The sequence below is a fragment of the Larkinella sp. VNQ87 genome (genome assembly GCF_049445795.1).
Classification (GTDB): Bacteria; Bacteroidota; Bacteroidia; order Cytophagales; family Spirosomataceae; genus Larkinella.
The window spans coordinates 255578-277437 of the sequence record NZ_JBMSDT010000003.1 but is presented as its reverse complement, the minus strand read 5'-3'; the positions used below and the strand labels follow the sequence as shown (position 1 = coordinate 277437).

Below are 21860 nucleotides of genomic sequence, written 5' to 3'. Positions count from 1 at the left end.
GAACGATGAATTTTGAAAACCGCCTGGATTTAACCGAACTAAAAACCGCCGTCGATGCCATCCGGACCGAAATCGGGAAGGTCATTGTCGGACAGCATCAAACGCTTGATCTGCTGCTGACGGCCCTGCTGGCCGACGGCCACGTGCTGATCGAGGGCGTTCCCGGGGTGGCCAAGACGCTGATGGCGAAGCTGCTCGCCAAAACCATCTCGGTGGACTTCAGCCGGATTCAGTTTACGCCCGACCTGATGCCGTCCGACGTGCTCGGCACTTCGATTTTTAACCCCAAAACGACCGAATTTGAATACCGCCGGGGACCGATTTTCGCCAATATCGTCCTGATCGACGAAATCAACCGCGCCCCCGCCAAAACCCAGGCGGCTTTGTTCGAAATCATGGAAGAACGGCAGGTGACCAACGACGGCACGACGTACATCCTGACCGACCCATTTCTGGTGCTGGCGACGCAAAACCCGGTCGAACAGGAAGGTACGTACCGCCTGCCCGAAGCCCAGCTCGACCGGTTTTTGTTCAAAGTCGTCGTGGGTTATCCGACGGTTTTGGAGGAAGTCAACATCCTGAAGGGCCACCACGAACGGCGCAACCTGGCCGACGCGGTCGAAGCCGTTCAGTCTCGGCTGACGGCCCCGCAGCTCCAGGCGCTGCGCGAACAGGTTCACCGCGTTCACATTGAAGACAACCTGCTCGAATATGTGGCGCAGATCGTGCAGAGCACGCGCACCCACAAATCGCTCTTTCTGGGCGCATCGCCCCGGGCGTCGGTGGCCCTGCTGAATAGCTCGAAAGCCCTGGCAACGCTCCGGGGCCGCGATTTCGTGACACCCGAAGACATCCAGGAACTGGCCGCGCCGGTGCTGCGCCACCGCGTGTTGCTCACCCCCGAACGCGAAATGGAAGGCGGCACCGCCGATGAGGTAATCGCCCAGGTCGTGCAGAAGATCGACGTGCCGCGATGAAAATTTCCCGTGCGCTCTACGTTTCTACTCGCGTCTGGCTCCTGCTGATCGGCTTTGTGCTGTTGTTCATAGCAGCCTACGTGTTTCCGGTTTTGTTTCCGCTGGTCAAACTGGCGCTGGCGGTTTTTGCGGTTTTGTGCGTGCTCGACGGCGTGTTGCTGTTCCGAAACCCCACCGGGCGGGCGGCTTTTTTTGCCCGGCGCGAACTGCCCGACCGGCTCTCGAACGGCGACGAAAACCCGGTGACGATTTATCTCGAAAACCGCTATCCGTTTCAAACATATCTCGAGATTATCGACGAAATCCCGTTCCAGTTTCAGAAGCGGGATATCTTGTTTACGACTACGCTGCAACCCAACGAAACCAAGGCCCTGCGCTACGAACTGCGGCCAACCAAACGCGGGGAATACCAGTTCGGGGCCGTGAACGTGTACGTGATGACCGTGCTGCGGTTGCTGAAACGACGCTACCCGTTTTCGCAAAACAAAACCGTGGCGGTTTTTCCGTCTTTTCTGCAAATGCGGCAGTACGAGTTGCTGGCGATTTCCAACCGCTTGTCGGAGCTTGGTATCAAGAAGGTCCGGCGCATCGGCCACAGCATGGAGTTTGAGCAGGTGCGAGCCTACAGTCGGGGCGACGATGTGCGGACGATCAACTGGAAAGCAACTGCCCGGCGGAGTGATCTGATGGTCAACGCCTTCCGCGACGAACGCTCACAGGCCATTTACTGCCTCATCGACAAAGGCCGCGTCATGAAGTCGCCGTTCGAAGGCCTGACGCTGCTCGACTACGCCATCAACGCGTCGCTGGTGTTGAGCAACATCGCCCTGCTGAAGCAGGACCGCGCGGGACTGCTGACGTTCTCCGACCGCGTCGGGCAACTGGTCGTGGCCGAACGTCGGCCGGGGCATTTGCAGAAGATTCTGGAAGTGCTGTACCGCCAGAAAACCCGGTTTCTGGAATCGGACTACGAGGCCCTGTACGCCAACCTTCGGGCGCACATTCGTCAACGGAGTTTATTGCTGTTATTTACTAATTTTGAGACCGTTAACGCCCTGCACCGGCAATTGCCGTACCTGCGCCGGATGGCGAAAGAGCATTTGCTGATCGTCGTTTTCTTTGAGAATACCGAATTAAAAAGTTTGTTGACCAATCCGGCCAACACCCCGGAAGAGGTCTACCAGAAAACCATTGCCGAGAAGTTTTATTACGAGAAGAAACAGATTGTCAAAGAGTTACAGCAATACGGTATTCAGGCCATTCTGACGGCCCCGCAGAACCTGACCGCCGACACCGTCAATAAATACCTCGAACTGAAAGCCCGGGGCATGATTTAAGCTTATGAAACGACTCCGCTGGCTTCTGCTTGGTCTGGTCATTCTGATCAGTGTGCTGCTCGTCAACATGCTCCGGTTTTCGTCGAAGCAGTTGACCGACGTGCCGCCCCCGCCCGCCGTTTCGGTGGGTGATTCGGCCGTTCAGCGACTCGTGAAAGCCCTGCAACTCCGCACGGTTTCGTTTACCGACTACGCGCTGACGGACACCACGCAGTTTGAGCAGTTTCTCGGGTTGTTGCAGCAATCGTTCCCCCAGATTCATCAACAGTTGAAACGCGAGACGTTTAACCGGTACGGTTTGCTCTACGAATGGAAAGGGAGCAATTCGGCGCTCAAACCGATTCTGCTGATGGGCCATTACGATGTGGTTCCGGTGATTCAGGGCACGCAGAACATGTGGAAAAAACCGCCTTTCGCGGGCCTGATCGAGGGCGGTTTTCTGTACGGGCGCGGCACGCTCGACGACAAAAGCAGCGTGATGGCGCAACTCGAAGCCGTTGAATGGCTGCTCCGCACCGGCTTTCAACCCGAGCGGACCATTCTGCTGGCGTACGGTCAGGACGAAGAAGTGACCGGGTTCCGGGGTGCACAAACCATCGCGGCCGAACTCGAACGGCGGAAAATCGCGCTGGAATACGTGTTGGATGAAGGCGGGGTGCTGAAAACCGACGGCATTCCGGGCCTGAACCAGCCGGTGGCGCTGATCGGCATTGGCGAAAAAGGCTACGCCAGCATCGAGCTAACGACGGTCAGCAAGGGAGGACATTCGTCGATGCCGCCGAAGCAAACCAGCATCGGGCTGGTGGCCGAAGCCGTCAGCAAGCTGGAAAAGAACCCGTTTCCGGCCCGGCTGGATGCCGGCCTGGATCAGATGTTTACGTACATCGGCCCCGAAATGCCGCTCGGCCAGCGGCTTGTGTTCGCCAACCAATGGCTGTTTGCGCCCCTGATTAAGCAGATTATGGCTCAGTCGAACTCGGGGAATGCGACGCTTCGCACCACGACGGCGCCCACCATTTTTCAGGCTGGCGTCAAAGACAACGTGCTGCCGATTGAAGCCACGGCAACGATCAATTTCCGGATTCTGCCGGGCGAAACCGTGGAGTCGGTGGCCGAACGGGTGCGGGAAATTGTTGACGATGAGCGCATTCAGGTGAACGTCCTGAAAAAATTCATCAGCCAGCCCTCCCCCATGTCCGACCCGAACGCCCTGGGCTTCGAGCGGATTCACCAGACGATCAAGGGTGTATTTCCGGGCACCGTCGTCACGCCGTACCTGACGCTGGGCGGTACAGATTCGCGGTTTTACGCCCGCGTCTGTCCGCAGATTTTCCGGTTTTCGCCCACGCCCATGAACGACGAAGACACCCAGCGCGTCCACGGCACCAACGAGCGCATCAGCCTGAACGACTACCAGAACATGATCCGGTTTTACGCGACGCTGATCCGGAACAGCCAGCGGTGATGAGCGGGATTCGGTTTACGGTTGCTGGCGTTTGTTACTATTTTATAGAAATATAAGATTATTTGTAACTTTATCAAGCAATCCGTCAAACCCTTTCCTGAAAACCGGAATCCTGTATGTATGGCAACATTTCTATTAAATCTGCACAGGATAATCCGGGTAGCCTTCCGCAGCGGTTTCAACTGCTATCTCCTTAGCATTTACCTGCTTCTGAGCACGGCTCCGTTGCTTTTCGGCCAATCCTTTTCCGTCCATACCGACCCGAACGGTTTTTATCAAACGACGAAAACGGCCCCAAACCGCGCTTCGGCTGCGCGAAAAGCGCACTATGGCGTAATAACGTTCAAGGCCGATCCCAGGCGTCCGGCCAACTCAGCGGTGGTTTCCATCTCCATCGATCAGGGCGTTCCGCTGGACGACGGACTGTGGCTCACGTTGTCGTATAAGTCATCAACCGGGTTGAGAGACCCCGCCAACGAAATCATCATTGCCAACAAAATCATCGACCGGATTTCGCGACGAGTAGAAATCCCGCTCAGTGGATTGAACGAAAATACCACATATTATTTCAACCTGATTTACTGGCACGGCTGTACTGGCGAGCAAGCCGCCCAGGCGCAGTACAAAACCGGGGTCGCGTCGTCGAAGCCCAAGAAAGTTTTGCTCGTCCTGGATAAACCGTACCAGAATGACCCGCAGATCGAGCAGGCCCTGGCGGTGTACAAAGCCGACGCCACCCGCGCCGATCCGAACCTGGTGTTCGAGCCGGTTTATCTTTCGACCGACCCCGCCGAAAAGGGTCTGCTTTACGAACTAATCAAAAACCGGTACTACGACGCCGATGCGCCCCTGCATTACCTGTTTTTCATCGGTCGAAATGCCCCGGCAACAATCCGGTCGGAGGTGCTGAATCATAAGACCCATCAGGTGCTTCCGGGACGGCACTATTTCCATTCCAGCATCGCCGTATACGCCAAAGTTTCCGTCCAGGATTTTCCGTTCGATGGGCAAGAAAACACCTTTGTCAACCGGCGGTACGATTGCCAGTTAGTCGGCAACGACCTGATTCCGAATGACCGAAGCAACGGATTTTATCAGTATTCCGGCGTCGACGTTTCCTACGGTGCCCTCATCCCGACCCGACCCGAAGAAGGTAAGGACTATATTCTGCGGTATTTCGATAAACTGCATCGCTACAAAACCGGTCAGATCAAATTTGACAAAAAGGTCCTGCTAGCCGATACCCAGCTTTACGACGGCAGCCTTCCCCGAAAAATCGAGCAACTGACGGGCCGCTGGACGGGCAACGATACCATTAATGTACCTAAAAAATACGGTGGTGATTTTCACGGTTTTGACCCAGTCTGGAAAGAAGATTATCTGAAAAAACTGGGTGCCAATTCCTACGAAATTGCGTATTATACCGGTCACGGGTCGCCCGGCCTTCATTATTATGGGATAACGCCAACTGAAATTAACGGGCTTCCTCAACTCAAAACTCTCCTTTTTGACTTTGCTTCCTGCTCGGTGGGCGACATTACGGCGCGGGATTACCTGGCGGGCGTGTATCTCGACAAAGGAAATACCTTGTTTGTCAATGCCTTTTCTACGCCCATCGGCATTGTTTCCTATGATAACGAGTCACCCCTCCTGGAGAAATTTAAAGAAAATCAGGTATTTAATTTGTTTACCAAAGGGCGTTACAGCAGCGATGCCTACCGATACGGATATACTACCAACATCGTCCAGTTTTACTTCGGCGACCCGCTCCTGCTCCTCGATCCGCCCTGCACCAGCACCGACCCGCTGGCGATTACGTCAACCGGCTCGCTCTCCCTCTGCCCCGGCGATAGCGTTACGCTCCGACTTCCGGCGACATTCACCAACTACCGGTGGTTCCGGAATGAGCAGGAAATCAGCGGGGTCCAAACCGCCACCCTCGTTGCCAAACAGGGCGGTTTTTATTCGGCCAAAGCCCGGCAATGCGACCAGGAAGTGAGCAGTCCGCAGAGCGTTACCATTACCCTGAAACCGGGTCCGGAAACGCCGGTCATTACCGTCGAACCATTCCCTGACCGCTTCCGGCTGCGGGTCACACCGACGGGCAAGTTTACGAGCTTTAACTGGTTTTTGAACGGCGAACGCTGGACCGAAACGACGCGCGACACCGTCGTGGCTGCTTTCCTGGGCGAGTATACCGTCCGGGTGACGCAGGATGGCTGTTCGGTGGTTTCCAAACCGGTTTCCGTTGCCATCGAAACACCGGTTTTGACCGTTACCGGCCCCAATCCGGCCTGCGCGGGCGACAGCCTCGTGGTCAAAGCGCCCGAAAATTTCAGCGCCTACACCTGGCTGACGAAAGATGGGCCAACCGTGGTAACCACCAGCAATGTCCGGACTTTCAACCAAAACACAGCGGTGGCCGTCAGCCCGAAACGCGGTAGTCTGGCGGGGCCAACGTCGGCCTATGTTACGCTGGCGTTCAAACCAAAACCGCCCAAACCGACCGTAACGCTGGAAAGCGACGGTTTTCGCTCGAGCAGCCCCGTTAACAACCAGTGGTACCGCAACGGCCAACCCTTGCCGGATTCGACCCGGCAAGTTCTGCGCAACCCGGGCGCGGGCACCTACCACGTCCGGGTGACGCAGGAAGGATGCTACAACGAATCGGCCCCGATGATTTTGACGACCATCGAACCCGCCGTCGGGCGGCTAAGGGTATACCCCAATCCCGCCAAAGAGCTATTTTGGATTGAATGGCCAGGCGGTTTTCGAGCCGGTACGCTGGAGGTGATCGACAACCTGGGCCGCACCGTTTACCGTCGTTCGTACGACCGCCCACCGTCGGGGGCGCTGCCCGTCAGCCTGAAAACCGCGCCAGGCTTGTATTTCCTGCGGTTTTCCAGCGCGGATCAGGTGCAGACCGTGAAGCTGGTGGTCGGGAGTGAGTGAGCCGTTAACCGACTTTGTTTGAATGCACAGCTTTGATCGGTGCTTTCCTGAGTCGGCCCCAGGCGATAAAAGCAGCCATTCCCGCAAAGACCAGATTCGCCCCGATGACCGAGGCTTCTCCCCGTGCCACGTGAAAAATACTGGCGCACACCATGAGCGCGATGACGCCCAGTGCAGCCATTGGCGTCAGGATTGGCTTTAGGCGAAGCAGGGCAGGCAGCATCAAGCCGATGGCCCCTATGAAATCGATAATCCCGGTCAATTTCAGTAAAGCAGCAGGCACTTCTCCTGCCCAGGGCCACATGGCCGCGACTTTTTCAACGGGTTGAATCCATTTCACGGCGGCTGCCCAGCCTAAACTGGCCGCCAGTACGGTCTGCACCACCCAAAGGGTCACGTGCAGTGCCTTTAAAGATTTCGGTTGGTTTGTCATTCCATTCGTTCGTTAATGAAACAAAGCTAGTTACCTTTACTTGCCAGCGGAAAGCGCTTCCTGATTGGATAGTTGCTGACCAAACGTAACGTGAAACCAGCTAAAGCAAGACGAAATGTTGACAGGAGAAGGATGCCCTAAAAATATGCTTTCGATCCGGGATGCACTGGAAGCCGTAGAAGGAAGGTGGAAGCTACTGATTTTGTTTGCGTTAGCCACGGGCCCCAAACGATTTAACCAACTCGCCAAAGAGATCAGCGGGATTACCGATAAAACCCTGTCGAAAGAACTGAAAGCGTTGGAGGAGATTAAATTGATCAACAGAGAGGTCTACGATACGTTCCCGCCGACGGTCGAATACTCCATTACCGCCCACGGCCAGTCGTTGCAGAAAGTCCTGAATGAGCTCCACGATTGGGGGCTGGCCCATCGTAAGGAGATTATCGGAAAATAAGCGGGAAGGGGACTTCCGTTTTACGGCTTTCGTACCCCTTGGTCTCTCAGCATCTGACCTATTCCCCTTGCCAGATCGATGGAAGCCTCAATCTCCGCTTTGCGAATAGCCACACTTTCAATGTTGAAACCGAAGGGAATGGAGCGTTCCAGACAGAAGGTGGTGAGCGCCGAGGCAATGTCAAGGCATAGCTTTACCGATTTGCCAAGAATATCTTCTGAGGCTTTCAGCTCTTCTTTCAATTCATCCGGGATATGAATGCCTAACCACTCCATAAAATGAAGGGTTTTGGCCGATCCACAGGCTGTAAGGGTGAAAATAATCGTCGGGGGCGTAATCTGCTGCCGGTGACAGCGGAGGGCCAGGTCATCGATGACCTGTTTGGCGTAGTCCAGATTGAATACACATTGGGAAATGAAGAACGATACTCCGCAGCTCATCTTATCCAGGATTCTGACATCTTCATCCTTCAGCAAGTTATGCCTTTCCGGGATCGTTACCGCCCCAATCACCGACGTGCCCTGGTGCCTGCTCCAGAGCTTGTAAGCTTCCGGAAGCGTGGTCTTTACGGGAAAATCAGGGGCTGGTACCCCGACAAAAACAGGATAGAAGTTGTGCGCATGCAGCACTTCCAGCCAATCGGCCAGCGCTTCGGCAGAAAATTTACCGGCAGGCCGATAGATTATTTTGGGAATGGGTAAGTCCTTTAAATACCCGGTGGCAAACCCAAACGGATCAAGCGCGGTCAGAAATGGAAACGGTCTTTCTTCGGTTGTCCGGGCCGACTCATCCTGCACATCATACACCACGAGTGCATCAATATCCAGGTTGGCGAGTCGTTCAACGGTTTTTTGGGCAATTTCGGCCACTCGTTCGGGTTCAGTACTGGCTTTGGGTGGGGTGATGCCGTACAGCAGGATGCCTGATTCGGCGGTTTTTATCTTCTTAAGAAACATGATCAGGATTTTGTCTTTGATCAGCACACGTCAGTGATGAGCATGGGAAGCACACAACGTACGTTCCGATGGGGCGACAAAAATACGGGTAACCTTACCTCTTAGCCAACATCCCGTCCAAATTATAAAGCGACCGGTCAGGAAGCCTGGTGGGTGGTGCTCCTCTCGGTTTACAGTTGCTGCCGTTTTCGGGCAGATAAGGTGGAAACGTAACACCGGGCCGGGAATAAGGTCGTCAAAACTCTACCGTTCCGTTAACATCTCATAAAATTTCTTTACAGCTTTCTTTTCGTAAGCATCTTTGAGCGAAATAATCATAATCGTTCGTCGCATATTTTCTCCATCAATCGGGATGCCCACGACCTCAGGATCGTTCACACTGGTTTCACTCAGGATAGTGTACCAATAGCCTGATTTTACAATTTCGAATAAAGTCGGTATATCATTGATTTCCATACAGATATTCGGGCTCAGATTTTGTTGGCTGAACGACTCCTCAAAAAACTGGATCGTACTATAACCGCTAAAAGGCAATGCCAGGGGCAACCCGGCCACTTCCTGAAGTGATATCGTACTCTTTTGAGCCAACGGTGATTTTTTAGCCGTTACCAATACCATCGTTGCCTTTAAAAGCGTCTGATAATTCAGATGAGGTTCTTTGGCTTCTTCCTGAAAAGTTAAAATAAAGTCAAATTGATGCGCGTTAAGTTTTTCGAGTAAATCTTTGGTAGTACCAAATACAACCTGGATTTTGATCTTTGGATACTGCTGTGCAAACCGGATCAATGTTTTGGCAAAAAGAATCCGCATCGAGTAAATCACCCCGATGGTGATTTTGCCCGTATTCAGATTTTTCAGATCCTGTAAAAGCAACAATCCTTCAGCAGCTTTATTGATGCTTTGCACAGCGTACTCACTAAACAGCATCCCGGCTTCGGTCAGTGTAATTCGTTTGCCAATTCGGTTAAACAACGGAACATTCAACTCATCCTCCAATTGCTTAATCTGTTGAGAGAGCGTGCTTTGGCTGATATTCACCGCCTTTGCCGCTTCCGTAAAATTCAATAACTCTTTGGCTTGCAAAAAATACCTGAGCTGTCTTAATTCCATCTTTCTAAATCGGTTTTTTCGATTGATCTCATCGAAAAATAGCGTTTTGTAAATATAGCCACTATGTAGACATTTGCGGAATAAGACTCAGATGGAACCTTCTTTATCACTTAATGAAACCAAGTATGAAACTTAAACTAGTTGTATCGCTTCTTCTTTTAATCACAGGTTCTGCTGCCTTTAGTCAGGAAAAGCAGACTAAGGCTGCTGTTGAAAAAGGCTTGATTAAAGTATCCATTATGTACCCGTATGCTGAAGGTAAAACCTTTAACATGGAGTATTATGAAACGAAGCACATGCCAATGGTCGCCGGATTTTTAGGAGCAAATCTGGTGAAATACACGATTGAAAAAGGGCTTGCCAGCGGTATTCCAAACCAGCCACTGCCTTTTATGGCGATCGGCACTTTCTATGTAAAAAGCTTAAGCGATTATCAGGCGGCTATCGGGCCAAACCGAGACGCCATTCGGGCCGATTTTGCCAATTACACCAACATCAGTCCGGTCATTTTGGTGAGTGAGGTGGTCAAATAAAACTCAGGTAGCCACAAAAAGATTCGTGACCGCAACAGCACGGTACGTCGTCGCGGTCACGAAAAGGCTGTTAATGAGATGCGTCTCCATTCACTTCCCCTGCGAGACCGTCCCGAGCAACTTGCCTTCCAAAACCGGGCGCGGGTCTTTGCCATTCGTCAGAATTGCCAGACTCCGGCGGAACTCCAGTTTCAGATCGTCGCCCGAAAACCGGCAGGTAACCGTGTCGTAGTGAGCGGTTTCGATAAACCGCCAGGTCATTGTAAACGTATTTTCGTCGCTCCAGGCTCCGCTGGCGGCCAGTTTGGTTTTGGTTTCGTTCGGAACCGGCGTAGCCACCAGTTTCAGCGGAATGGTCGACAAATCGGTGATGCCCTCGGCCCAGCGCCCCAGGCCACAAGTCACGCGGTGTTCGCCCTGCTCGTCCTGCAACGTGCAGACGCAGGAACCTTTTTGGAACGCCAGCGAAAACCGTTTGATTTTCAAGGTATTGTCAGCAAGCTGGTACGGTTTTCCGTTCACCCGGGCTACTGTCGGCGAGTTGGCTTGGCCAGCTGGCAGCGGCAGGGCCAGCGAAGCCAGTTTCTGTTTCAACGGAGCCGAAGCCGTGGGGGCCGAAGCGCCGGTCTGAACGGCGGGTAAAATGTGCTTCCAGACCTGATCCAGAATGGCCTGCATATCGCTCGTTTCGCTCGTGATGGCGACAACGGTATCTTCGTTCGGGATCACGATGCAGTATTGCCCGTAAGCTCCGTCGCCCCGGTAGGCGTCGTGGCGGCACCGCCAAAACTGGTAACCGTAGCCTTGCAGCCAGTCGTTTTCCTCTTTCGGCCGCGAACCGCCTTTCGAATGAATGTGCGACCAGGTCGCGTCCTGAATCCAGGCTTCGGGCAACAGCCGCTTGCCGTTCCATATCCCTTTTTGCAGGTATAACTGGCCGAATTTGGCAATGTCTTCCGTCCGGACGCGCAAGCCCCAACCGCCGGTGGCAATGCCGTTCGGGTCGGTTTCCCAGTCGGCACCTTCGATGCCCAGCGGATCGAACAACCGGGGTTTGAGGTAATCCAGCAGCTTCTGGCTGGTCACTTTCTGGATGATGGCCGACAGCATGTACGTGGCCCCACTGTTGTAGACAAAGAACGTCCCCGGCTCGTGTTCAACGGGTTGTGCCAGAAACGATTTGACCCAGTTGGGGTTCGCCGGATCGTTCCACAGGGCCGGGGTCGAGTCCTTGTCGTGGCCGGTCGACATCGTCAGCAGATCCCGGACGCGCATGGCCGCCAGGTTGGCGCTCACGGTCGCGGGCACATCTTGCGGAAAAAACGACACCACCTTATCGTCGACGGTCAGCCGCTTTTCGGCCACAGCCAGCCCGATGGCGGTCGACGTAAAGCTTTTGCTCAGCGAGTACAGCGTGTGCTTGAGCGCCGGAGCGTAAGGTGCCCACCAGCCCTCGGCCACCACCTTCCCGTGCCGCACCACCATCAGGCTGTGCAGGTTCAGCTTACCGGCTTCTACGGCATTGACAAAATTCAGCAAACCGGCCGACGACACGCCCTGCGCTTCGGGCAGGCTGCGGGGCAACTGAAAAACCCGGTTTGGGGCGGCAAGGAGGTCATGCGGCAGCGCGTTAACCAGGGTAACGCCCGCAACGCCCAACCCGAGTTGATGCAGGAAATTTCGGCGATTCAGGGTCATGTTTCTTAGGAATAGTATGATTTTACCGGGTGATCTTGCCAAAATACGGAGAAATTAGCAATCTTTAGGTTCACGGTTCCCAATTTACCACTAAACCCTCCATGAAACGATTCTCTATTCAGGCACTTCGTCTGATGAGTGCGCTGATGATTGCCCCGAGCGTGTGGGCCAACGGCGATGCGCCCACGTCTGCCCCAAAAACCGTCGACCCGTCGGCGATCAAATTACCGGCCGGTTTTTCGGCCACCATCCTGACCGCCGACATCGGTCCGGCTCGGCACCTGGTCGTCAGCAAAAACGGCGATGTGTACGTCAAGCTGGCGAAACTGAAAGATGGCAAAGGCATTTACCGACTGCGCGATACCAACAAAGACGGGAAAGCCGACGAGCAGATGGGCTTTGGCGATTACCCCGGCACCGGCATTTTTATCCGCGACAAGTACCTCTACGCGTCGTCTAACAGCGAGGTATTTCGGTATGAACTGAACGACAAAGGCGAAGTGATCCAGCCGGATCAGCCGGAGAAAATCGTCACCGGTTTGCGGGTGAAGGAACGCGACCAGTCGAAGTCGATTGCGGTCGATAACCAGTCGATGATTTACGTAAACGTGGCCTCCGACAATGACGCCTGTCGCGAAGCCGGAACCGGTAAAGGACTGATGCCCTGCACCTTGCTCGATTCGGCCGCCGGTATCTGGCAATTCCACGCCAACCGGCTTAACCAGACTTACGGCGACGGCGTCCGGTTTGCCACGGGCCTTAAAAACGTCGTCGGGCTGGACTGGAATCCCAAAACCAACTCGCTGTTTGTGATGCAACACGGCCGGGGCAAGTTCCATGATTTTTACCCGCAGTATTACACGGCCCAGCACAGCGCCGAACTGCCCGCCGAAACGATGTACGAGCTGAAAAAAGGTGCCGACGCGGGCTGGCCGTATGTGTATTACGACCATCGCCAGAAAAAGAAGATCCTGGCACCCGAATACGGCGGTGACGGCAAGAAAACCGGGGGTGAAAAAACGCTCGACCCGGTGGCGGCTTTCCCGGCCCACCTCGGACCGAACGGCCTGCTGTTTTATACCGGAACGATGTTTCCCGAAAAATACCGCAACGGCGCGTTCATCGCGTTCCACGGCCAGTCGGCCGAATTGCAGAAGGGCTATTTTGTAGCGTTTGTACCGTTCAAAAACGGGAAACCGGCCGGACCCTGGGAAATTTTCGCCGACAATTTTGCCGGAGTCGATATTGCCAAACCGACCGGCCCCATCCAGCACCGCCCCTGTGGACTGGCGCAAGGCCCCGACGGCTCCCTCTACGTTTCGGATGACCTCGGCGGCACGATTTTCCGGATTGCGTACAAGAAGTAATCCGTACCCACGGACCGCCGGGCGGCCCCGTTTAGTCCGTGTGAGCTTCTCTTAACCAGTAATTAGTATCAACTTGAAGGTTATACTGGCTCACACGGACTAAACGGGGCCGCCCGGCGGTCCGTGGGTACGAAACCGATTATCCGATTCAGTCCCCGCGTAATTTGAACAGCAACGGAGGCTAACTTGGTTTTTCGAGTACCTCCTTAAGCAGTTGACCAAGGCGCATATTACCAGACAGGATTAATGCGCGTATCCCCGTCGTTTATTATACTCTGCGACCTGTTCAGGCGAGAGGATTTTGGCGGTTTCCAGGTGCGCAACCAGGTGGACATTTCGCAACTCGCCTTGCAAACTTCCGAGCGTGCCGGTAAAAGTCTGGAGGGCTTCCGGCGTGATTTGGCGTTTGGCAAACAGTTGGTCCAGTTCCGTTTCTTTCCTGACAATCTGCGCGCCCAACTCGACGGCCTTCCGGTGCATTTCGTCGTAAATCTGCTGAATCCGGTTTTTCTGTTCAGTCGTGAGCCGCATTTCGCTGGTCAGCTCCAGCACGTGCATGGGGCCGGGGTAGCCGTTTAGTTCGCCGGGTTTGGCAAGACCCATGCCCCGACCGTTCAGATAGTTGTCGACGTCTTTCGCCGTTAGGGCTTTGACGGACTGCTGAGCCTGGTCTTTGTAAGGAGAAAGTTGGTGATGGTGCTCGTGCTGAGCCTGAGCCGACACCGCAACGGATGCCGCCATCAGAAGGACTACATAAAATCTCATAGATAGTTTGTCAGGAAGTAATGGCTAACAAACCAATATGATAATTCGTACGTATTGGTTAAAGCAAAAAATGATGTATGGAAAAAAGACGCAGCCGAGCGGCCACTGACTAACCCGTAACGTTATTTATCAGACGATTTTGAGCCTGTTTACGCCCAAGCTACGCCTTTTTTGATCAGGCGGAGACGGTTTTTAGCTCAAAAGCTTCGGCCAGTAACCGGTACGACTCCAGTCGTTCTTCAAAATCCGACGCTACATTGACCAGCATCAACTCCTCGACCTGGTATTGATCGGCGTACGCCAGCAGCCGGTTTTTAACTTCTTCCGTATTGCCCACAATGACCCGTTGCCGATTGTGCTGGATCCGGGCTTCTTCGGCATGGGAGTAATCGGCGGCCTTGATGTCGTCATAATCGAACGGATCGACCCGGCCGCGCGTCTCATACTGCAAAAACCGGTAGTCGATCATGACCTGCTGCCGCCGAACGGTTTCCGGATCATCGGAACAAAAGACGAAGAACGCGACGTTGGCCTGGGGCGTTTCGAGATTCTCGGAGGGCTGAAACCGTGCCCGATAAAACTGCACGGCTTCGGGGCCGCCGTGCGGATTGATAAAGTGCGCAAACGAAAAACCCATGCCGAAATGGGCCGCCAGCAAACCGCTATGGCCCGTCGAACTCAGCACCCACTGCTCCGGCACCGAGGGCGGAATGGGCATGGCCCGCACCTGAGCCTGCGCGCTGCCTGGTGCATAGCGGTCGTTGAGGTAGTTCTGCAAATCAAAGAGTTGCTGTACCAGATCCTGCTCGCTGAAGGTATTGGACGGATTCAGCAGGCTGGCCGTCACGCGGTCGCCCCCCGGCGCGCGGCCCATGCCGAGGTCGATCCGACCCGGAAACAACGTTTCGAGCATCCGGAAGTTTTCGGCCACTTTCAGGGCGCTGTAATGCGGCAACATCACCCCCCCCGAGCCCACGCGAATCGATTCGGTTTGTCCGGCTAGGTGGGCAATCAGGATTTCCGGCGTCGTACCGGCCAAGGAGGTAACGTTATGGTGTTCGGACACCCAAAACCGGGTGTAGCCTAGTTCTTCGGTCAATTTTGCCAGCGCGACGGTTTCCTGCAAGGCTTCGCGGGCGGTGCTGCCCTTCCGGATCGGCGACTGGTCTAATACGCTTAATTTCATGGTCTGAGTCAGGTTATATCTACATTCCTGATTTTAGAAACATTCAGCTACTAGAAAAAGGTGCCAGCTTGAACAAAGGAAGTTGTAGGAAGGTTTTCAAACTAAGCGGAGTTTCTTCTAACCGGGGTTTTATAAAAGTCCCGAAAAAAGGGTAAATTAGTCGTATGAAACGGGTTAGCAAAAAAGTCATTACACCAGCCGTGCGGGCAGAGATTCTGCGGTCGGCAGTAGCGTCATTTCGGATTGAGAAAATCGAAATTTCCCCTGAACAGGCGGCAGCAACGCTACAGAAAATCGAAGCTACGCTGGAAAAATAGCTCGAATAATATGTTTCATCGGTTTATAATTCTGTCCGGTCGCTTGTTGAACAGCCTGGATGTAGTCTCCAAAAGGAATTTTAGCTCCGGGATTTGGCTCTATCTTCTCCCAGTGCAACGCGCTTAGCCCCTGTTTCCTGCACATTAAATTGGCCAGTAACCGTGCCGTTCGGCCATTTCCTTCCCGAAAAGGATGAATAAATAACAACTCAGCATGAACAACGGCGATATCGTCAATCAACTGTTCGGTATCAGCGTAACGATTCGGCAATTTTTTTAAAACTGACTTTTCAAACAGGTTCATCGAATCGGGCAGAAACTGGGCGGCTGCGAACACAAAACCGCCTTTTGAGAGGTTGACCGTTCGCCATTTACCGGCAAAGGTGTAAAGATGCCCAAGAGCCAACTGGTGAATTTTTTGAATATAGCGGCCCGTAAACCGGGTTCGACTGGTCAACTCTTGGGTTAATTGAATTTCCGCCCGCAGAAACCCTTCAAATTCCGAAAGCGTAATTTCTTCAGCAGCTACCAGACCGAGTCGATTTGGCAACTGCTCGTGCTGGTCATACGGTACCTGGTATTTCATACGTACGGTTTTTGGGTCATATCCGGCTTCTTTGTGAAAATACGAAAAAGGTTTTAATGCCCTCAGGACCTTTCTTTCTTATCACCCTATCAACGCAACCTCTCGTGCCCAAAATAAGCCAACAAAATCTTTTTCAAACAAAAAAACTAATACATTAGTTGTAAAACTAAATCATTAGTCATACATTTGATTCAACGACACGCTTAATCCGCTTTTGTATGCAAGTCCGCGAACTAACCAATGCCGAAGAAGAAATCATGAAGGTGTTGTGGAAACTGGAAAAAGGGTTTGTGAAAGACGTATTGGCCGAACTGCCCGAGCCTAGACCCGCCTACAACACCGTCTCGACCATCATCCGCATTCTCGAAAAGAAAGGGCTGGTGGGCTACCGCGCCTACGGCAAAACCCACGAGTACTACCCGCTGATCTCGGAGGAAGACTACAAGCGCTTCGAAATGGAACAGTTGATGTCCGGCTATTTCGACAATTCGCTGAAAAAGCTGGTGTCGTTTTTTGTCAAAGACCGCAACCTGAGCCTGAAAGAAGCCGACGAAATTATTGAACTCCTAAACCGCAAAAAAGACGTATGAACCCGGTTTTTGATTACATGCTGAAAGCCAACCTGTTTCTGGCACTGTTCTATGGCTGCTACTGGCTCTGGCTGCGGAAACACACGTTTTTCCGGCTCAACCGCGTTTACCTGCTGGGGTCGGTGCTGCTTTCGCTGGCGCTGCCCCTGATCCAGCTCCCAACCGAAACCGTTGAAACCCTTCCGGTGCCGGTGGTAGCTTTTAGTTTACCCATCACGATCACACCCGCCGAACCGACCGGCCCGGATTGGGAAACCATCGGGTACTGGGCCTACGGAGCGGTGGCCCTGGCGTTGCTACTGCGGCTTTTCGTACAAATCACGGGCATCGGGCGGCTGATCCGGCGGTCGGAGCGGCATCGTCTGGACGAGTACACGCTGGTGTTGCCGTCCGACGAGCGCGTGCCCACGTTTTCGTTTTTCCGGTACCTGGTCTTGTGCCGCCGGGATGCCCAGACCAACAACGCGCCCATCGTCGCCCACGAACTCGTTCACATCCGGCAGGGACATAGTTTTGACGTGCTGCTGCTGGAGCTGGTGCAGGTGTTTTTCTGGCTCAACCCGGTTTTGATCCTGTACAGGCGGTCGATCCAGCAGATTCACGAGTTTCTGGCCGACGCCCAGGCGAACGACAAGCACGCGTATGCCACGTTTCTGATCGACTACGCTTTTGGCGTTCAGCCCACGGCATTAACCAACGGTTTTTTCAAACCGTCGCTGCTTAAGGCCCGCATCCGGATGCTGCAACGCCGGGCCACGAGCCGCTGGGCACTGGGCAAGTATGTGCTGGTGTTGCCGTTGCTGCTGAGCCTGCTCGCCATGACGACCGCCCGCGAACAACTCACGCAACTGGTTGCGCCGGTTTCCGACGAGAAAGGCCCGGTTTCCGGAACCGTTCGGAATGAGCGTCAGGAACCGCTGGCCGGGGCCACCGTCGTGATCATGAACACGAACCAGGGGGCGAAAACAGATGCGCAGGGCCGTTACAGCCTGAAGGATGTACCCGCCGATGCCAAACTGGTTGCCAGCCACATCGGTTTTGAAACGCAGACGCTGGACGTCGCCGGGAAAAAGACGCTGGATTTTACGCTAAAACCGAAAGCCGAAGCGCTTGACCGCATTGTGGTTGTTGGCTATGCGTCGCAACCGCAGGCAACGACCCAACCTGCCCCGAAAACCGTATCGACCCCGAAGGGTGTGTATACCGTCGTGGAGCAAATGCCCGAATTCCCGGGCGGGATGCCCGCTTTAGCGCAGTATTTGGCCCAAAACATCCGCTATCCCGCCGATGCCCAGCGTAACAATACCGACGGGACGGTTTTTGTCCAGTTTGTGGTCGGTACGAACGGAACGGTACACAGCATCCGCGTGCAGAAAGGCGTCGGCGATGGCTGCGATGAAGAAGCGGTACGGGTGGTCGGCAAAATGCCAGCCTGGAAACCGGGGATGCAGGACGGCAAACCGGTCGCGGTTCAGTATGTGTTACCGATTGAATTTCAGTTGGATGGAAAAGTGAAGCGAACCGGGCAGGTCTTTCAGGAACAACCGAATCAGGGAGTTGCGATCGGGTTAATGAGCAATGTACTAACGACCGATCCCGCAACGGAACCGCTGTATATCGTTGACGGAAAAAAAATAGAGACAACGCCCTTGCGGCCGAAGCCTCTTTCCGACTTAAATCCAAATGATATTGAGTCCATTAACGTCCTAAAAGGAGCTTCAGCGACGGACCTGTATGGCGAGGATGGTAAAAACGGTGTCATTCAAATAACCACCAAAAATACGCTGAACCCAACCAAAAAATAATGCTGCCATGAAGCCTGCCAACACGCTCACTGCCCGGCTCCGGTTTTGCCAACGGCGATTCGATAACCGGCTGATTGCCTACACCTTCGGGCCGAAACCTTCGGCTTTTGTCACGCCTTTTTTTCAAACTTCCACCCTTAAACAACGCATTCTCATGTTACAGAAATCCGAAACCAGCCGCTGGGCCATCGCCAAATACGGTTTTGCCGCCCTGCTGATTGCCAGCCTGTTCGTCTTCGTTGCCGCCTGCGAAGACCAGTCGAAGAAAGACGTAACGAGCCGGGAGCCCATCACGGTTTCGGGGCAGATTTATGGGAGCAATGATAAACCGATCCCAGGGGCCACGATTGAGTTGAAAGGCTCCCATAGAGGCACTAGCACCGATGCAAACGGAGAATATCAATTTTCTCTAGTCCCTGCCAATGGAACCCTAGTGGTTTCCTTTGTCGGCCACCAGAAAATCGAAGTTCCGGTCAATGGACGGGAAGCTCTTTACGTGCGTCTGGCGCAACCAAACGATGGCACACAATCCGCCTATTGGACTGGTTCACCCAGACCCAAAAGCATCTTTAAGCAGCCGTTATACGTCCCCGACGAGAAAGGTGATATTTTCACCGTAGTTGAAAAAAATCCCGAATTCCCGGGCGGGATGCCTGCTTTGGGAGAATATCTGAGTGATAACATTCAATACCCTCCCGCAGCATCACGAGCTAACGTGTCGGGTCGGGTTTTTGTCAGTTTTGTGGTCAATACCGATGGAAGCATTCAACATGTACAAATCCTGAAAGGCATCGGCTTTGGAACTGACGAAGAAGCGGTTCGGGTCGTGCAGGCCATGCCACGCTGGAAGCCGGGAACACAGGACGGCAAACCGGTACGGGTTCGGTATAACCTCCCGATCAATTTTCAGACGAATTAACCAGAAAGGCCCCGGAGCGATGCGTTCCGGGGCCTTTCTGGTTTTATTTCCGCCGGTTTTTCGGAAACAACTGCATAAACTGCTCGTAAAATTTTTCGTAGGCTTCGGGGGCTTTCTGCTTTTCCCAACCCACGGCAAACTCAGTTTTAACCCGCTTCCAGGTGATGGTTACATCCGGTTTTTCGGGCTTTTCCAGCTTCGTCGTTTTGATTTTGCACTCCTGCTCCAGCGTTGTAAACGCTTTGCGGGTCGTGTCTTTCGGCTGCTGGCCCAACTGCGTAAACGGGCCTTCCGAACCTTCGCGGTAATACAGCAAGCCATTGTCTAACAGCCTGTATTCGGGCCGGTTGGGTTCACTACCGACTTCCACCACAATCTGCCGCCCGGTAAATCGGTTGGGAAAGGTTGAGCCGGTTGGCGTAGGTTGCTGGCCGTTGGCCACACAGACCGAAAGGACTCCTGACAGACAAAAAAGGAAGAACAAGCGTACGCGATGGGAACTCATTAAACGGATCAAAGTTGGGTTAACACTCTCTTTCTTAACTCGTGAAACGGTCAAAAAATTGTGTATTTCCAACACATTCCGTTTCATACCAGGTCTCACGGCAGAGTGGGCTTTCCGTAGGTTTCTTCCTGCAACCGGACGGTTTTCCCAAAAAGCCCCTTTTTCCGGGTGACGATGAACAGATTGTCGAAGTCGCTGGATTCGATATTTGCTTTCGAGGGCGTCGTCCCCAGGCCTTTGACAATGTCCAGAATCGTATTACTGTGCCCGACCACCAGCACGTTACGGTTTTTGGCCTGTTGCACCCGCTCCACCACCGCGCTGCCCGGGCTGGCCGGATAGGAGTCAATCGACACATTCAGTTGCCGGGACAAGGGCGCGGCCGTTTGCTGCGTCCGGCGGTAGGGCGTGGTCAGAATCAGGCTGATGCGTTCGTCTTCGAGTCGGTCGGCCAGATCCTGCGCCCGCTCAAAACCGGCCGGGCTCAGGCTGGTCGTATCCGCTTCGCTCACCTTCTCGGCATGGCGCACAACAAAAACCGTCGAAGTCGAACACCCCGACAACGCCACCAACATTCCCAAAACCGCTAATCTGTTTTTCATTCCCAGAAAATATAAGATGCCGCTCCTCCGGAGCCCAACTCTTAATTCTTAACTCTTCATTCTTAACTCCTCAAGAGCCAGCCAGCTCATCAGGCCCGCGCCGATTTCGAGCGCCGACTCATCGATGTCGAACGTGGGCGTGTGAACGCCCGAGACAATACCGCGCGCTTCGTTGCGGGTTCCGAGCCGGTAGAAGCACGAATCGACCACCTGCGAGTAGAAGGCAAAATCTTCGCCCGCCATCCACAGATCGAGGTTAATGACGTTGTCGGCACCCATGTAGTCGGTGGCGGCTGCGCGCATTCGCCGGGTCAGTTCCGGGTGATTTTTCAGGAACGGATAACCGCGCACCACCGTAAATTCGCAGCGCGCGCCCATCGCTTCGGCCATGCCCTCGGCCATTTTCTGCATCCGGCGCAGGCCGTCTTCCCGCCATTCTTCATCCATGCAGCGGAACGTTCCTTCAATTTTTACTTCATTCGGAATCACGTTCGTGACGCCGTCGGCAATAAACCGCCCGAACGACAGCACCGACGGATTGGCCGGTTTGCGGTTTCGGCTGATGATCTGTTGCAGGGCCACGATGATGTGTGAGGCAATCAATACCGGGTCGACCAACTGGTCGGGCATGGCCCCGTGGCCGCCTTTGCCGATGACCGTCAGGTACAACTCGTCCGTACTGGCCATGTACATGCCTTCCCGAAAACCGATCTTGCCCACCGGCACGTTCGGGGCGACGTGCTGCCCGAGCATGCTGACCGGAGCCGGGTTTTCGAGCACGCCGTCTTTGATCATCAGCGAAGCGCCCCCGGGGGCTTTTTCCTCCGCCGGTTGAAACACCAGCTTGACGGTGCCTTCGAACTGGTCGCGGAGTTCGTTCAGGATACGCGCCGTGCCCAGCAACGACGACGTATGCACATCGTGGCCGCAGGCGTGCATCACGCCCTCGACCGTCGATTTGTACGGCACGTCGTTCGCTTCGTGAATCGGCAAGGCGTCCATGTCGGCCCGCAGACCCACCACCCGGTTTTCCGCCGAACCGCCCCGCCCCTCGATCAGCGCCACCAGACCCGTACCGGCCACGCCTTCCTGGGGCGTCAGGCCGATGGCTTTCAATTGTTCGGCCACAAACCGGGCGGTGTTGTATTCGTGAAACGAGAGTTCCGGGTTGGCGTGCAGGTGCCGCCGGTTGGCAATCATGTCGCCCGCATACTGACGGGCCAGTGCTTTGATTTGTTCTTTCATATCCGTACCCACGGACTTTAGTCCGTGTGAGTTGGCTCAACCATTTGGATAAAATAAA

Annotated in this window: 21 protein-coding genes; 11 read left to right on the top strand and 10 right to left on the bottom strand. The window is 54.2% G+C overall.

Annotation, left to right across the window (positions count from 1 at the left end):
- The first annotated feature begins 5 nt into the window (after positions 1 to 5).
- From ACO2Q8_RS06350 to ACO2Q8_RS06335, 4 genes are all read left to right on the top strand, one after another.
- Entirely contained in the window at positions 6 to 977 is a 972-nt protein-coding gene (locus ACO2Q8_RS06350; protein WP_423343940.1) for an AAA family ATPase, read from the top strand.
- Positions 974 to 2314, top strand: a complete 1341-nt coding sequence (locus ACO2Q8_RS06345; RefSeq protein ID WP_423343939.1) for a DUF58 domain-containing protein — start codon at positions 974 to 976, stop codon at positions 2312 to 2314. Before ACO2Q8_RS06350 ends, ACO2Q8_RS06345 begins: the two co-directional genes overlap by 4 nt.
- A gap of 4 nt (positions 2315 to 2318) precedes the next feature.
- Entirely contained in the window at positions 2319 to 3779 is a 1461-nt protein-coding gene (locus ACO2Q8_RS06340; RefSeq protein WP_423343938.1) for a M20 family peptidase, read from the top strand.
- A gap of 120 nt (positions 3780 to 3899) precedes the next feature.
- Positions 3900 to 6731: a T9SS type A sorting domain-containing protein gene (locus tag ACO2Q8_RS06335; protein WP_423343937.1), complete on the top strand. Its 2832-nt coding sequence runs from the start codon at positions 3900 to 3902 to the stop codon at positions 6729 to 6731.
- 4 nt (positions 6732 to 6735) lie between these two features.
- Here the strand turns inward: ACO2Q8_RS06335 and ACO2Q8_RS06330 are convergent, their stop codons facing one another.
- The gene (locus ACO2Q8_RS06330) at positions 6736 to 7113 is read right to left on the bottom strand and encodes a DoxX family protein (RefSeq protein WP_423343936.1); all 378 of its coding nucleotides are present in this window, start codon (positions 7111 to 7113) and stop codon (positions 6736 to 6738) included.
- A 196-nt stretch (positions 7114 to 7309) separates the two neighbouring features.
- Between ACO2Q8_RS06330 and ACO2Q8_RS06325 the strand changes: the two genes are divergently transcribed.
- Positions 7310 to 7618 carry a winged helix-turn-helix transcriptional regulator gene (locus ACO2Q8_RS06325; RefSeq protein WP_423343935.1) on the top strand — a complete coding sequence of 103 codons (309 nt, stop codon included), beginning with the start codon at positions 7310 to 7312 and terminating at the stop codon, positions 7616 to 7618.
- Positions 7619 to 7638: 20 nt separating this feature from the next.
- On the opposite strand, the gene ACO2Q8_RS06320 is transcribed toward ACO2Q8_RS06325, so the two are convergent.
- Together ACO2Q8_RS06320 and ACO2Q8_RS06315 are read right to left on the bottom strand one after the other, a co-directional pair.
- A complete protein-coding gene (locus ACO2Q8_RS06320; RefSeq protein WP_423343934.1) occupies positions 7639 to 8601 on the bottom strand; it encodes a methylenetetrahydrofolate reductase in 963 nt (320 codons plus the stop codon).
- 216 nt (positions 8602 to 8817) lie between these two features.
- Positions 8818 to 9684, bottom strand: coding sequence for a LysR family transcriptional regulator (locus ACO2Q8_RS06315; RefSeq protein ID WP_423343933.1), 867 nt, complete (start codon positions 9682 to 9684; stop codon positions 8818 to 8820).
- A gap of 125 nt (positions 9685 to 9809) precedes the next feature.
- Between ACO2Q8_RS06315 and ACO2Q8_RS06310 the strand changes: the two genes are divergently transcribed.
- Positions 9810 to 10217, top strand: a complete 408-nt coding sequence (locus ACO2Q8_RS06310; protein WP_423343932.1) for an EthD family reductase — start codon at positions 9810 to 9812, stop codon at positions 10215 to 10217.
- Between the two features lie 90 nt (positions 10218 to 10307).
- Here the strand turns inward: ACO2Q8_RS06310 and ACO2Q8_RS06305 are convergent, their stop codons facing one another.
- The gene (locus ACO2Q8_RS06305) at positions 10308 to 11915 is read right to left on the bottom strand and encodes a serine hydrolase domain-containing protein (protein ID WP_423343931.1); all 1608 of its coding nucleotides are present in this window, start codon (positions 11913 to 11915) and stop codon (positions 10308 to 10310) included.
- Between the two features lie 146 nt (positions 11916 to 12061).
- Here ACO2Q8_RS06305 and ACO2Q8_RS06300 point away from each other — a divergent pair, with 146 nt between their 5' ends.
- Positions 12062 to 13282, top strand: coding sequence for a PQQ-dependent sugar dehydrogenase (locus tag ACO2Q8_RS06300; RefSeq protein WP_423344142.1), 1221 nt, complete (start codon positions 12062 to 12064; stop codon positions 13280 to 13282).
- A 243-nt stretch (positions 13283 to 13525) separates the two neighbouring features.
- Here ACO2Q8_RS06300 and ACO2Q8_RS06295 read toward each other — a convergent pair whose 3' ends face one another.
- Positions 13526 to 14047, bottom strand: a complete 522-nt coding sequence (locus ACO2Q8_RS06295) for a Spy/CpxP family protein refolding chaperone (protein ID WP_423343930.1) — start codon at positions 14045 to 14047, stop codon at positions 13526 to 13528.
- Positions 14048 to 14222: 175 nt separating this feature from the next.
- Complete coding sequence (locus ACO2Q8_RS06290) at positions 14223 to 15233, bottom strand: LLM class flavin-dependent oxidoreductase (protein ID WP_423343929.1); 1011 nt, start codon at positions 15231 to 15233, stop codon at positions 14223 to 14225.
- A gap of 164 nt (positions 15234 to 15397) precedes the next feature.
- Here ACO2Q8_RS06290 and ACO2Q8_RS06285 point away from each other — a divergent pair, with 164 nt between their 5' ends.
- Positions 15398 to 15550, top strand: a complete 153-nt coding sequence (locus ACO2Q8_RS06285) for a hypothetical protein (protein WP_423343928.1) — start codon at positions 15398 to 15400, stop codon at positions 15548 to 15550.
- On the opposite strand, the gene ACO2Q8_RS06280 is transcribed toward ACO2Q8_RS06285, so the two are convergent.
- Positions 15534 to 16136 carry a Fic/DOC family protein gene (locus ACO2Q8_RS06280; protein ID WP_423343927.1) on the bottom strand — a complete coding sequence of 201 codons (603 nt, stop codon included), beginning with the start codon at positions 16134 to 16136 and terminating at the stop codon, positions 15534 to 15536. The genes ACO2Q8_RS06285 and ACO2Q8_RS06280 overlap by 17 nt on opposite strands.
- 218 nt (positions 16137 to 16354) lie before the next feature.
- Between ACO2Q8_RS06280 and ACO2Q8_RS06275 the strand changes: the two genes are divergently transcribed.
- From ACO2Q8_RS06275 to ACO2Q8_RS06265, 3 genes are read left to right on the top strand one after another with little or no spacing between them, the layout of a single operon-like run.
- Positions 16355 to 16726, top strand: a complete 372-nt coding sequence (locus ACO2Q8_RS06275) for a BlaI/MecI/CopY family transcriptional regulator (RefSeq protein ID WP_423343926.1) — start codon at positions 16355 to 16357, stop codon at positions 16724 to 16726.
- Positions 16723 to 18531, top strand: coding sequence for a TonB family protein (locus ACO2Q8_RS06270; RefSeq protein WP_423343925.1), 1809 nt, complete (start codon positions 16723 to 16725; stop codon positions 18529 to 18531). The genes ACO2Q8_RS06275 and ACO2Q8_RS06270 overlap by 4 nt, the downstream gene beginning before the upstream one ends.
- Before the next feature lie 7 nt (positions 18532 to 18538).
- Positions 18539 to 19450, top strand: coding sequence for a TonB family protein (locus ACO2Q8_RS06265; protein ID WP_423343924.1), 912 nt, complete (start codon positions 18539 to 18541; stop codon positions 19448 to 19450).
- Between the two features lie 43 nt (positions 19451 to 19493).
- On the opposite strand, the gene ACO2Q8_RS06260 is transcribed toward ACO2Q8_RS06265, so the two are convergent.
- The 3 genes from ACO2Q8_RS06260 to ACO2Q8_RS06250 all read right to left on the bottom strand — a co-directional run bounded on the left by ACO2Q8_RS06260 (position 19494) and on the right by ACO2Q8_RS06250 (position 21802).
- Positions 19494 to 19955: a hypothetical protein gene (locus ACO2Q8_RS06260; RefSeq protein WP_423343923.1), complete on the bottom strand. Its 462-nt coding sequence runs from the start codon at positions 19953 to 19955 to the stop codon at positions 19494 to 19496.
- Positions 19956 to 20050: 95 nt separating this feature from the next.
- Positions 20051 to 20557, bottom strand: coding sequence for a SixA phosphatase family protein (locus ACO2Q8_RS06255; protein WP_423343922.1), 507 nt, complete (start codon positions 20555 to 20557; stop codon positions 20051 to 20053).
- Between the two features lie 48 nt (positions 20558 to 20605).
- A complete protein-coding gene (locus ACO2Q8_RS06250; RefSeq protein ID WP_423343921.1) occupies positions 20606 to 21802 on the bottom strand; it encodes a M20 metallopeptidase family protein in 1197 nt (398 codons plus the stop codon).
- Positions 21803 to 21860: the final 58 nt, after the last annotated feature.